This window comes from Sphingobacterium sp. UBA7625 (genome assembly GCF_002484085.1).
GTDB lineage: Bacteria > Bacteroidota > Bacteroidia > Sphingobacteriales > Sphingobacteriaceae > Sphingobacterium > Sphingobacterium athyrii.
Genome location: NZ_DLJD01000055.1, coordinates 33,949 through 46,831 on the forward strand (window position 1 = coordinate 33,949; position 12,883 = coordinate 46,831).

Consider the following 12,883-nt stretch of genomic DNA (forward strand, 5'->3'; position numbering starts at 1 on the left):
TTTTTATATTAAAAAAAGGTTCCCTAATTCGCTATGGTAATATTATAAATTCCTCCCTGCGTACTGAGGTTTATCATATCCGAATTGATCCCCAGCGTCCCGCCGCTATACCAGGATTGTCCGGTTTCTGCTACAGTCAGGCTAAGGTTTTTATCCTGATAAGCCGGGGGTATTGTTACAGTCAGGTAGTAGGTTCCTACCGGGAGATTTACAATCCGCGGCCCGCTTGGCGATGTCGGGAAACTGGCAGTTGCGACGGTGGTAGACCCCTGCATGAATTTTACGGTTATCGCTGGCGCTGGAGACGGACTCATGATGCTGAAGTTCAGGTTAACCCTGCATCCGGGATCTTTACATTCGCCCATCAGGTTTGCATATAGCGGACCATACAATGCCGCTGCTGCCTCAGCCTGCTGCTGCGCATCGGCCGCACTCACTGTTGACACAAACATGCCCGCAGGGATCTCATACCGGACAGTGGTGCCCTCTTTACCGGAAGGACAGTCACTTTTGGTATACGGCAGCGACAAGGCAGCACTCTTATAGACAACAAGGTCTGTACCGGCAAAAGCAGCATTCTTCATGTTATAAGCAAAACTCCTGAGGATCTGGCTGTCCTGATCTTTAATGACAGACAAACGTCCGATATCATCATAGCCATAATAGGTCGGCTGCCCCCGTTCATCCGTCTGACTTGTCATTCCCACCAGAGGAGCGTATGTGAAGCCATTTACCAGCGTACCTGACAGCCCGGATCTGACCTTTGCGATCTCTGTCCGCACCGCATTATCTGTAGGTGGATTGTCCAATGTGGCCTGGTTCACCAGCTGGCTGGCGCCTGCATGGTCCGCCCCGATAATCTTTGCCACGGGATAGGTGTTTTTATATCCCCACAGATAAGATTCTTTCACGCTTCCAGGGGCTTCCTGTTCAAGTATGCGCCCCTGGCTATTATATTTGTTAAACTGCATCGCCACTTTGTAGCCTGGGTCAATTTTCACGGCCCCGTTGGTGACAAGGGACGTAGTGAAATTGCTCAGGGGGGTAGCGTTTTCAACCCTATAAATTTTATACGGCAAGGGCACATCAGCTTTATACGCATTAAACTCAGATCTGACCATCTGCCTGTTACCGCCGTCACTGTTGCTGCTGAAGCTGCTGGTTTCGATAACCGGCGTATAAACATGCTTCTGCTGCAGGTTCTTAACACCGGAAGATACCGGGTCGGTCGCCGATATCCCATGAAAATCCAGCGGATAGCTGGCCCGTGTTTCTTTTATTTTTCCATCGCTGCCCGCCGTACGGATCACCGAAGGATACAGATGATCCAGGTTGTTATAAGTGTAGTCTGTTGTCGTTGAGAGCACCTGTCCGTTCTCGTAAACTGTGTGGCGCTCAGCAGTCTTCAGGCTCGCCCCTCCCTTAAGCAATACATCCCGATAAACGTAAACAGGCACGTAATTGGGTGATTGGGCAAGTATGCGCTCGTACCTTTTACTTGGTTCATCCGGGTGTACAAAAACAGATTGTGCCAGAAATATCTCAGGTATTGAAACCGCTTTAAAGGTTGAATAAGCTGTAGAATCCACCGATTGAAGTACCATTGCCGTGCCCTGGGATTTATAGGTCCTTTTTGTAATCAGCCTGGATCCGGTGTAAGGGGGCAGGTACACCGGCTGGTAGATAAATAAACTCTCATGCTGACCCCATGGTGGCATTGTCAGCTGATTCAGGTCCAGCCTCGGGATACTATATATAAATTCTGTCTTACCATGAATACTATTGCCGCTACCGGTGGCATCATATTCGGTTACATGTGAATAATAGACCGGGTAGCTGTAGGCTTCGGCTACCTCGGGGTTCGGAACAGATCGATAGCGCCGTATCCGCATCGCACCACTGACCCCGCCATTACCGATCGGACGATCTACCCCAAGTTCCGGCACCGGAGCAGTGGTCAGCTCAGTAGCAAAATCATATTTGCGCGGCTGGTACAGAAGCTCTCCGGCCCCGCTTTCATTTCCCCCATACTTATACAGTTTTCTTTTGAGGTTTCCGCTGCCATCTGCTGAAAGCACCTGCTGTACCCGTATACCGGGCCCCTCTCGTAAAATACCGCGCAGGTCCAGGTATCTGTTGGGCTCATAGACAAATTGGGTGGTTCCTCCGGTGGGAAACGTGATCTTGCGGAGCATACCGTACGATTTATGGGCAAAGGATGCAGCAAGGGCCCCCGGATCCCCAATGGTCTCCATTCCACCGCCCGATGCAATCATTGGCACCAGAAATTCCGGGATATTGCTTCCGTTGGCACCGCTATTTCCATTATAATATCCCCACCAGTCACGTTGCTTGGGAAAATCCCAGGTGATCTGAAAGCCTGCAGACAGGTCATAATCAAATGAATATTTTTGCCTTATTGTCCCCTGCGGACCGGTCAGGCTTAATGCTGAAAGAAGCATGGAATTATTATTCGGTAAATTTTCACCCGGTATCTGGGTGTATCCGAATACATATTTCTTGACCGTATTCCCGCTGTGATCCGTTAGGCTAGCGCTGGTCGTTCTGTAGTTCGTGTCATATGCAAACGCGATCTTTCCGGACGGAAATTCGATTTCCGTGACATAACTCATAGCATATTCCTGAAATGAACTGATCCGTTCCGTAAGTGTCATATCATGGATATTGTAAATTGCATCATGCGCTTCATACTGGTCAAAAACGTTAATGTTTCCCCACACCCTGGAATTAGAGACAGAACTACTGTATACTCCGCCATATCTGAATTTTATCTGTTCATTATATGGGGTGGTAATGGTATTGATAAACCAGGAATCATTGTAACTTCCCCCTTTGTGGTCGTAAAATTCTACCCCGCCATAGGTATCGCCCTGCTGACTGCCAAATAAATAGACGACCCCGTCATCATCCGTCATTTCAAAATAGCTCTCAGAAATGGGCCGTACCCTGATCGGTTCACCTGTGAGCATCACGGGCACTCCCTCTTTGATAATAAACTTGCCCGACTTGCCATTTAATGTGTAGGTAAAGATATCATATTGGCTATCCGGAGTCTGTGGGGTTGCATAGAAGTATTCACTGGTCATTGACAGTACCTTATCATAGTCGCTGGACAGACTCGAAATATCGGCGATGGCATATGGCGCTTTCTGGAACGGGAGCATATCAACGCGGCCCCGGACAGTCCGTGATATCACAGGGGTCACATCCAGGCTCCATCCAAGGCCGAGGCTTGAAAAATTAAGGGCAGTTTTCCTGCCCGACGCATGATAATTGAGCGTAATGGGCAGTGAATACCTGTTTAAATCGACTGTGAATAAAGGGACATTGATCGTAGGTAAGCCCGTAGCTCCGCTCACCGGATAATCGCCATACTGTTGTATGGTGGCAACATTGGGTGAGGGCGGGACATAGTTGGCATATTTTTCCTCTGTCTGCGCCAGGCAGGTGCTTGTCAAAACTAGTAGCAAAAGGTTCAATAAGAAACTGGATTTCATCTATATATAATTTGTGCCGGTTTTTTAAACGTCAACATTTTTGAATTCTGTTAATTACATACAGCTAGGGGCTGCAAAATTTCATCTTCGGGATCTATGCGCAAGCCTGCGCGCTTCAATACCTGTCTCATGCAAGGGGTCTGGCACACCATAAATAACCCGCCATCTGCCATACATGCATCTGTGTACTAAAAAATCATGTGGGCTTCATAAAGCTAAATAAACCAGGTTAAAACAATAACAATATAATCAACTCTATTACAAAGATTTAAATCACTTAAACAACAGATGTTAACCAATATTTAATGACTTTTCAATAAAATATTTTCATCTGGATCCACAAAACGATCCGCGGCTTAATAAATTTTATTTTCGCCTTCTTTCATATATCTCATCATTGCGATGGTAGATAATAACTGTTGATCTTTTAGAGGTTGCTCAATGCCGTTATCTTTATTCATCGCTTTTGCATAGAGGGTTCAAATTCTGTCAAATATGATGTAGCTATAAATTCGGCTATTTCTTAATTAATAATCTAAAATAACCAAATATTCGAAGATCAGCCTTCCTAGGGTAGTTCTTGGGGGGGGGGATTTTTTTCAATTTACTCAGCTCTTTTGTAGCTATGGAAGAGACAATTGGAAAGTGTATTCAAAAAGTATTAAGATTTAAGGGCATTTCAAATAAAAATGCCGGGGAATCTATCGGGCTATCCGAATCCGCTTTTGAAAAATTTCTTATAAAAGATGACATTTTGATAAACAAATTATTTAAACTTTCTGAATTTACAGATAATAATCTCATGCAATATTATTATGATAAAGAACCTTTAGCGTCATACAGAAAAGAGGAAATTTTTGAGTTACAGCAAAAACTTGATAATGCGGCAATACTTATCGAAAAAAACGATCTAATTATAGAATATCAAATTAAGTATATAAAAGAATTAGAAGAGAAGCTAATTAAAGAAACCTCGAGATAATTCTAAGTAAATTCATTAACACGAAGTAACACTTGAGAAGATTCGACTGTTCCAAAGTCACATTAAAATGATTGCAAAGCTTAGACAGTAAATCCAAAGCTACGTCATATTGCCCGTTCTCAATTTTAACGCCCAAATGCAACATCGATTACGATCCTGTGGCACCTCACAATTTCTTGATAAAAGGAGGTGTCACAGGAAGGTCTCTTGAGGCTACGGTCGTCTCGTATCATCCGAACTAGTCTGCATCCTGAAAGTTACGGTAACTGCACCGTGATCCGAAGGATACACCTCTGAGTGAGTATTGATGACCTCAGCGTCAATAGGACGTAAAGAGCATCCTTTATAAAAAATATAGTCAATGCGATCCTGATGTGCTGCGGGATTAACAGGTGTCCAAGTTATCCCCCTATGTGTTACTGGGTCTGGATGAATCTGGCGGAAGGCATCAACAAAACCATTTTTTTCCATCAACAAAGTTGCCGGAAAAGGTATTACGTAACCGCTATTTAAATGCCGGGTCTCCTGTATCCAGTCCAAATGTGAACCACTATTGAAATCACCACATACAATAACGGGCACATCCTCCGAATTTGAGATGGACGAGCTTAGTTTATGAAGTATTCCGCGCAGGATATCCGTATTTTTCTCACCTTCGAACGCGTGGATCCATTTGGCAGAATCAATTACCTGCTTTTTTTCCAGCATTTCCCAATAATCGAAGGGAAAGTTGAGCCAGTTGCAGGCGACAACAACAGGCTGGCCTTGAACATTGATGGTCACGGCACCACTGTTAAACGGTTCATATGCGTCTAAAGTATCCACGATGGGATACCGGCTCAAGATAGATAGATTCGTGCTACGGAGGTATAGATGATAGCCCAGTTCTTTGGCAATCCGCTCGCCAGACCCATAGGTTTCCTGCATGGCCACAATATCAGCGCCCGAATCCCGGATGACATCCACAACCCGCAGGGGGCCGGCCTCTTCACCCGTTTCCCTTCCGCCGTGCCAGATATTGAAGGTCATTACCTTCAATTGTTGACCTGCTGCCCCATAGAATGACAGGAGCAGCAAGATCATGAAAAGACTTTTTATCATTGAATGAATCATCATTATTTTTTTACTTCCCAGCCATAGTCTTTGTAGGTCCATTTGAAATCTTTGCCGTCTATGTCGACTTTTAGATACCCTTCCTGTGTTCCGTGGAATTCACCGCCCCACCAATTTGCGCTGACTGCCCCCGCAGTAATAAACTGCACACCTTTTACTTTGATTTCTTCATAGAGGTGCTGATGGCCTTGCAGCACAAGTTTGAGGTTGTGTTTGGAAAACATATCAAAAATTTCCTTCTGATTGCTGAAGGTATCTGCGTCCGTATAACGTCCTTCCAGCACGGGATAATACAGGGATAGGAAAGGAACGTGCGTAGAGATCACGATAGGCTGATCTGCAGCTGTGTTTGCAAGCAAGCCAGCCAGCCACTGTTTCTGTTTCTCATCTATGCAGTATTTCCCGTCGCATACCTGTACAGAATTGAGAACGATGAACAACCAGCCCTTGTGCTGAAATGAGTAATAAGTTTCACCGAAATACGAACTGAACAACCCCGTCCCGTAGTTGGTTGAGGGCTTCCCTTCATACCAGAACCTGTCGTGATTGCCGATCGTAAGATACCATTTCAAGGAAGAAGCATCTAGGGTGCTCTTATAATCCTTGTATAGTTTGATTGCATCAGTCCTACGTTCAGCCTTCATTCCATCGACGTCCACGTTATCCCCTCCGGAAATAATGAATTCTGCACCTGAGGCTTCCGCAGACCTTATCGCCTGTTTCAGTCCTTCCAGGCTTCGGCTCTTCGGATTACCGTTTACATGCATATCCGTAAGGAATGCAAAAGAGAATTTTTCCTGCGCTGTCAGTTGGAATCCAGCGCTGAGACAGGCAATCAAAATAATTAAAAATTTTATGTATTTCATAGCGTTAAAATATTTGTTTCCTCTATATTATTCCCAGCCAAATATCTGTTTAAGATTCGGATTCAGGTCATCGCCCGTCTGTGTCCGAGGGATTGGCCGGTAGTAGTATTTCGGCACTGTAAATGTCCCGGCATCCTGCACAACCTGAATATTCCCTGAGGTTGCGCTACTGAGAAATAACGACACATCTTGGCCAAAGGTTCCCACACGGTAATAGATGAACGGGATCCCAAGGCTGTTTTTTTCTTGTTTTGAGGGAATGGATTCAGATGCCGGCAGCAGTATGATGTCCGGAACACCGTCACCATTGAGATCATGTTTGCCCAATCTCGAAAAATAGATTCCCTGCGGCTCTTTTTCTACCAATTTACCAACCTCCCAGCGCATGAGGTCATCATGCCGGAATCCCTCGAATGCTAGTTCCACTCTTCGCTCACGACGTATTTCAAGGATTTCCGCACGTTGCGGTGATGTAATGTTCGGAAACTTGGCTGCCTGTATCCGGTCAACTGGCGGGTTCAGGGTTAGATCGGGTAAACCGGCTCGCTTGCGTAGTTTATTGATCGAAATATCAAGGTCAGATTGTGTCAATTGTCCAAATTCTGCCCGTGCTTCGGCATAAATCAGCAAAATCTCTGCCAGACGGTAGAGTGGGACATCCATGTTATTTCTTTCATCCTGGTTGGTACTGTTATAAAATCCTTTGATCTGGTGGTAACCAGAAAAGTTATTGGCCAACTGCTGTACATAGATACCTGCTCCCCGGGAATACGTACCGCTACGTACCAACACCCACCCCGGATAGGCATAAGTCTGATAAAGTCTTGGATCCCTATTCTCAAACTCTTTTAAAAATTCGAATGTCTGGTAATTCTGTTGATTACTATAATACGTCCCATCTTTCATGAGATAACTCTGCAACATATCCTTTACCGGATTATACTCATAATTACCAAAGACACCTTCTCCCGAATCGCCGTTCAAAAGGTTTGCTTGGTAATATCTTGCAAAGATAACCTCTTTGTTCACCCCGAGGTTCGGATTAGCGAAAAGACTACCATAGTCTTCCATGGGCTTGCCGGTATTATGTATGGTGAAAGGTCCCTTTTCTATGATATCCAGGGCTAGCTTAGCCGCTCTTGCGAGTAGGTCCTTCGCACTACCAGCGAGGTTAAGTTCAGGATGGTATTTGCGGAACGTTCCTTCGTAGAGTAGGAAACGGGCGAAATCAGCCTTTGCGAGCCAACGGGTCACCGATCCTTCAGCAGCTGATTCGTCGATATTGTTGATGGCAAATTCATAATCTTCGAGTATCTTGCCCACCACCATATCACGTGTATCACGACGCGCAAAAAGAATATCTTTATCCTCTGGTGTCACCACCCGGTCTACCCATGGTACATCTGAGTAGCGTTTCACTTTGACCACATAAGCCCTTGCCCTAAAAAACCGTCCCAGGCCTTCGAAATGTTTCAGTCGGTCTTCTGAAAGCTTGGCCTGACGGAAGTGCTGCAGAAAGAAGTTGCAGTTCCGGACCTGTTCCCAGGTCCAGCCACTTGTCAGCGTTGCGGAAGTCGGACTGGAAATCATCATCGTTTTTAATTCGGTATTTCCTGTAGTCCAAGCATTGTCAGTTGCTGCATCTGCGGTATAAATGCCTGTTGAAGGGAAGTCATACAACTTATAGATGGCCATGTTCAAATCACCTTCATTGTTAAAAAAACTTCCAGCGCCAATGTCGGTCTCAGGAAACTTTTCCAAAAAAGCATCGTTACATGCCGAGGAAAGTACTATTATGGCCATTATGATAAAATAGTTGGCAAATCTTTTTCTTTTCATGATCTTGCAATTGATGAAATTAAAATATTAGGTTTATACCGAAAGAATAGCTCCGTTGGAACGGATATGTCATCCCATTACCCGTACGTCCTACCGCCTTGGTTGGATCAGCATTGATATTGGCATTTGTTGTTTCGGGATCGAAAAACTTTTTCAATTCAGAGAACTCAAGTACGTTCTCCCCTGTTGCAAATACTCTCAGTTTTGCTATTCCGGCTTTTTTTGTCCAATCGCTGGGAAAGGTATAGCCCACAGTCAAGTTTTTAAGACGCAGGTAGGATGCATTTAGCAGATGTGCTGTCTGCGGAATTGCAGTTCCCATGGCGTTATCTATCCTGGTACCTAAGTTGGCATCTGCGAGCCATCCCTGCAGGTGGGGAAAACGTGCGTCCAGATTTTTGTCTGCCAGCCCCGCATCCAGATAGGCTTGCGAATGGCGTGCCCGCTCTTCTGGGGTTTCATCTCTTCCTCTGTAGAAATCGAGCAAATGTGCATACATATTACCATAGGGCTGTTGGAAATTCCCCCAATACAGGTAATCAACGGGATAATAATCGCGCTTAGCAATACCCTGCCAAAACATTCTGAAATCAATATTTTTCCACCCCATGTTGACATCCAGCCCGAACTGGTAGCGGGGGGATGAGTTTCCGATGATGGAAAGATCTTTTGTGTCACCCAAGGTATAGCCTTTCTCAATAGTGTGGTTACCGTCCAGATCTCTGTATTTTGGCCAGCCTGGAACTATTTCCAAAGCACCCCAGGGAATAATGGATTTCTGATCCAATTGAGCGATCTCCTCTGTGGATTTAAACAGCCCATCACTCTGCAAGCCCCATATCTCGCCTAACTGCATTCCCTTGTAATATTGAAGGATGCTGTTATTTGGGTTGTCAAACCTTGTGATCTCGCTGCGCGAATCAGAAAGGATAAAGCGTGTTTCCAAGTTGAACGGACTACCTCCCACAATATATTTGTCACGGTAGCCGAGGGAAAGTTCCCATCCTTTTGTTTTCAGATCCGCAGCATTCTCATTGGGTTCCTTAGCTCCGATTATTGCCGGGAGTTGTTTACCAAGGGTCAACATATCTTTTGTATTTCTTGTGTAGATATCAAACACGGCCGTAAATTTATCCTGAAGGAATCCGATGTCTACGCCAAAATTCAGCGTGTTCACCACTTCCCATGAATAGTTTGTAGAGACCAATGACGGTGGTGAGATATGGGAAGGTCGTGCTCCACCGATTAGATAATCTGACAAGGACGTCGTCATAAACGGAATGTAGCCGTAATTGGATACATTCTGATTTCCCAATGAGCCGTAAGAAGCTCGTAACTTCAAGTTGCTCACAGTACTTCTGATCGGCTCCATGAAACGTTCCTGATCCATCCGCCACGCTACCGACCCGGAAGGAAAAAAGCCGAAGCGTTTATCTTTTGGGAACCGGGAGGAACCGTCGTATCGGCCATTGAATTCCATGATGTATCGGTTATCGTAAATATAATTGAGACGATAGAATGCTCCGCGGAGGGCATATGTCTCGATGTTCTCATCGCCTGTGGCATTACCGGTAGCTAATTTTATGGTTGGGAACGAACTGGATATGAGTCCGGTCCTGCTGACTTCAAAGTCTTCCTTACGGAAGCTTTCCTGGTTAAAACCGACGATGGCGGATAAAGAATGTTTCCCAATATCTTTATTTAATGTACCGTAGATATTGAAAACCTTGTAATGGTCGAATACACTGCCACGTGTTGCAGCGTTGTCGCCCTCTTCGCGAATGTCATTCGGACCATATCCGATAAGGTACTTTGTCCGGTATGAATTGTAATTCTCACTCGTACGTCGATATGTATAGTCCGCGTTAATCCGGAGAAGCTTTTGCCAGAAAGAAAGCTCCGCAGTGAACTGGGTCTGGAAAATCTCCTGTTTGTTGGTCGTTTTACCACCATCCACGATGCCGGCTGCTGCTTTGCCCACGCTTGTATTTGCCCAGGTGCCATCCGGGTTGATATTGTAGTCCGTAGGAAAATAGTTATAGATATCAAAAACGTTCAGTCGTGTTGGATATTTGCGCTGTGCATTTGACATCGATGTATTGTTCCCAACCTTCAACCAATTGGTCAGGTCGTAATCTATCTTTGACCGTAGGCTGTACCTGTCATAGAAATCCTCGGCTAATGTCAGCGGGCTGTTCTGACGGTTGTAACCGCCAGATAGGTAATAGCGAGCCTTATTGTTTTCACTAACCCCACTGATCGCAAGATCATGGTTTGTCGTAAAATTGAAGTCGTCAAGAAAATAACGGGTCCAGTCCCTGTTACCCATATATTCCCATTCTCCGGGAGCTGTAGGATTGATCCTTACACCAGCAATTGAGGGATCATCGGAACGTTCCCTTGCATACTGGTAGAACTGGTCACTGTATTTCACGTTTTTCCATGGTGTGTTGTCAGTGGAGGTCTGCAACAACCTTGAAAAAATATACGGATCTGTTATCTTATCGGCCATTACGGTCGGCGTATTCCAGGTAAAATTATTTGAATAACTAACTGAGGCCCCCGAAACCGAACCGTTCTTAGTAGTTATCAGAATAACACCAAATGCTGCCCTGGCACCATATATAGCTGCTGCAGAAGCATCTTTGATAACGGAAATATTCTCTATATCCTGGGGTGCGATCAGGTTCAGCTCTGCTGAGCTGGTTTGTACTCCGTCGATCAAAATCAATGGAGCTCCGCCGTTGATGGAAGTAATACCCCGGATATTAATATCTGCCGCAGCACCCGGTGCACCCGAATTGAATCTTATATTCAGATTTGGGACCAATCCCTGCAGGCCTTGTGCAACATTGGAAATCGGCCTCCCCGACAATACTTTGGAACTGACCTGGTCTACGGCCCCCGACAGATTCACTTTCTTTTGAGTGCCATAACCAACAACAACGACTTCTTCCAGGTTCCCTGAGTCGAATTCCAAAACTATATCCAATTGCCGTTGACCGGTGTACCCTACCTCTTTCTCCTTATAGCCTACCATACTAAACACCAATGTCATACCGGCGTTCAGACCTTCCAGTGTATACCGCCCGTCAGCGTCCGTCGCCGCCGCTGACGATCCCCCTTGCACAGCGACTGTTGCTCCAGCTAATACCTGACCTGACGGGTCTGTTACCTTCCCCACTAAGCGATTTTGCGCCATGGCGTTGAGACACACTACCTGTATCAAGGTGAATGCCATACCCATGCAAACTCTGATAAGCCAGCATCGAATTTTACTTTGTTGTATTCTTTTCATAATTTCATTTTGGATTTTTCAGAATATATTGTTTGAACGTTTATTCAATTTACAATATTAGGATCCCCTCATGAACTTAATTTAAATGGAGTGTTATGAATTCATTAAACGCAGTGCACGGTTAAGAATTTACAATTCGAAAAGTCAGATTATGAGCCATATTTGCAGACAGGCAAATCACAAAACAAGAAATCAATAACTTGAATAAGCTAGGTAAAACCCTATCCTAAAGAGAAAAAATCAAATAAAGTTCACCAAGTTTCTTATACGAAAATGTATATCGGAGTTGGATTGATTTATTGAATATATATACATTCAATAAAAAAAAAGATTTCTAATATGATTTTTTATATTTTCGTTTCATATTAAACATTATTATGGGAAGAAAAAGCCTTAAAGAAACCCGTCAGTTAGAAATTATAAAGATCTTTTATAAAGTGGCAAAGAAAGAAGGCCTGGAAAATACATCCATTGCAAAGATTGCCAAGGTCATGGATATCAATCCAAGTTTGATAATCCACTATTTTCAGACCAAGGAAGAGTTAACTTATGCACTTATAGATTATCTCCTTGACAAATACCTGTTAATTTACAAGGTAGGCAATGACATTAACGTCCCTCCGCAGAAAGCGCTGACAGCGGTTTTAGAGGACTTATTTTCAAGAAAATGGAATAATCTTTTTGATGACGGACTATTTTATAGCTGTTATGCACTGGCTTTCCGTGACAAAAAAGTGAAAGTTATGTACAGCAACCTGACCGATAAACTAAGGTTATCACTCGCTGAACTCATAGAGCGATGCAAAGTTTTGAATCTTGTTGAGGTGGATGATCCGCAAAGGGCGGCAGATCTTATCTTCGCTTTGATCGATGGAGCCTATTTTTATCTGAGTATGTCGACAGACAACAAAGCATTCAATAAAAAGATCACGAGCTACAAAACGCAAGCATTTCACCTGTTAGGTCTTCGTAGTATGACTTGAATTTCTTTTGGATAGTTGTCTGGAATACCGGATCACGCCGAACAGAGCGATCAGTACCCACACCAAATTGGCGGCTAGATTGGGAGTATCAGCAAAATAAAATGCACTGATGACCAATCCGGTCCCACCTAACACATTTAATATCTGGTAGGGTAAACTATCGAACTTCAGCGCTTTCAAATTGAGCAGCAAAAATGCCAGGGAGCAGAAAATAAACCCCAGCCAACCGATTATTGTAATGGTATCTTCATTCATTTTCACACAAATTAATAACATCAATCAAA

8 protein-coding genes are annotated in these 12,883 nt (G+C 44.4%); 2 read left to right on the top strand and 6 right to left on the bottom strand.

Annotation, left to right across the window (positions count from 1 at the left end; translation table 11 throughout):
* Nucleotides 1-23: 23 nt before the first annotated feature.
* Nucleotides 24-3,518 (bottom strand): DUF5977 domain-containing protein, encoded by a 3,495-nt coding sequence (locus B4G94_RS23045; protein WP_286862270.1) that lies wholly within the window; start codon nucleotides 3,516-3,518, stop codon nucleotides 24-26.
* 625 nt (nucleotides 3,519-4,143) lie between these two features.
* Here B4G94_RS23045 and B4G94_RS23050 point away from each other — a divergent pair.
* Nucleotides 4,144-4,500 carry a hypothetical protein gene (locus B4G94_RS23050; RefSeq protein ID WP_286862272.1) on the top strand — a complete coding sequence of 119 codons (357 nt, stop codon included), beginning with the start codon at nucleotides 4,144-4,146 and terminating at the stop codon, nucleotides 4,498-4,500.
* Between the two features lie 213 nt (nucleotides 4,501-4,713).
* On the opposite strand, the gene B4G94_RS23055 is transcribed toward B4G94_RS23050, so the two are convergent.
* Genes B4G94_RS23055 through B4G94_RS23070 form a run of 4 tightly spaced genes read right to left on the bottom strand, consistent with a single transcriptional unit; the run spans nucleotide 4,714 to nucleotide 11,616 of the window.
* Nucleotides 4,714-5,583, bottom strand: coding sequence for an endonuclease/exonuclease/phosphatase family protein (locus B4G94_RS23055; protein ID WP_286862274.1), 870 nt, complete (start codon nucleotides 5,581-5,583; stop codon nucleotides 4,714-4,716).
* Between the two features lie 32 nt (nucleotides 5,584-5,615).
* On the bottom strand, nucleotides 5,616-6,479 hold the full coding sequence (locus B4G94_RS23060) for a metallophosphoesterase family protein (RefSeq protein WP_165308698.1): 864 nt from the start codon (nucleotides 6,477-6,479) through the stop codon (nucleotides 5,616-5,618).
* 27 nt (nucleotides 6,480-6,506) lie between these two features.
* The gene (locus B4G94_RS23065; protein ID WP_286862275.1) at nucleotides 6,507-8,318 is read right to left on the bottom strand and encodes a RagB/SusD family nutrient uptake outer membrane protein; all 1,812 of its coding nucleotides are present in this window, start codon (nucleotides 8,316-8,318) and stop codon (nucleotides 6,507-6,509) included.
* Between the two features lie 19 nt (nucleotides 8,319-8,337).
* Nucleotides 8,338-11,616: a SusC/RagA family TonB-linked outer membrane protein gene (locus B4G94_RS23070; protein ID WP_286862277.1), complete on the bottom strand. Its 3,279-nt coding sequence runs from the start codon at nucleotides 11,614-11,616 to the stop codon at nucleotides 8,338-8,340.
* Nucleotides 11,617-11,993: 377 nt separating this feature from the next.
* Here B4G94_RS23070 and B4G94_RS23075 point away from each other — a divergent pair, with 377 nt between their 5' ends.
* Nucleotides 11,994-12,599, top strand: a complete 606-nt coding sequence (locus B4G94_RS23075; RefSeq protein ID WP_286862278.1) for a TetR family transcriptional regulator — start codon at nucleotides 11,994-11,996, stop codon at nucleotides 12,597-12,599.
* Here B4G94_RS23075 and B4G94_RS23080 read toward each other — a convergent pair.
* Nucleotides 12,576-12,854, bottom strand: coding sequence for a CBU_0592 family membrane protein (locus B4G94_RS23080; RefSeq protein WP_165308701.1), 279 nt, complete (start codon nucleotides 12,852-12,854; stop codon nucleotides 12,576-12,578). The two genes, B4G94_RS23075 and B4G94_RS23080, sit on opposite strands and share 24 nt — an antisense overlap.
* Nucleotides 12,855-12,883 lie beyond the last annotated feature (29 nt).

What these genes read in the sequence shown, in the direction of transcription:
- B4G94_RS23045 (WP_286862270.1), bottom strand. Translation starts at nt 3,518, where the DNA reads ATGAAATCCAGTTTCTTATTGAACCTTTTGCTACTAGTTTTGACAAGC.
- B4G94_RS23075 (WP_286862278.1), top strand. Translation starts at nt 11,994, where the DNA reads ATGGGAAGAAAAAGCCTTAAAGAAACCCGTCAGTTAGAAATTATAAAG.
- B4G94_RS23050 (WP_286862272.1), top strand. Translation starts at nt 4,144, where the DNA reads ATGGAAGAGACAATTGGAAAGTGTATTCAAAAAGTATTAAGATTTAAG.
- B4G94_RS23055 (WP_286862274.1), bottom strand. Translation starts at nt 5,583, where the DNA reads ATGATCTTGCTGCTCCTGTCATTCTATGGGGCAGCAGGTCAACAATTG.
- B4G94_RS23070 (WP_286862277.1), bottom strand. Translation starts at nt 11,616, where the DNA reads ATGAAAAGAATACAACAAAGTAAAATTCGATGCTGGCTTATCAGAGTT.
- B4G94_RS23065 (WP_286862275.1), bottom strand. Translation starts at nt 8,318, where the DNA reads ATGAAAAGAAAAAGATTTGCCAACTATTTTATCATAATGGCCATAATA.
- B4G94_RS23080 (WP_165308701.1), bottom strand. Translation starts at nt 12,854, where the DNA reads ATGAATGAAGATACCATTACAATAATCGGTTGGCTGGGGTTTATTTTC.
- B4G94_RS23060 (WP_165308698.1), bottom strand. Translation starts at nt 6,479, where the DNA reads ATGAAATACATAAAATTTTTAATTATTTTGATTGCCTGTCTCAGCGCT.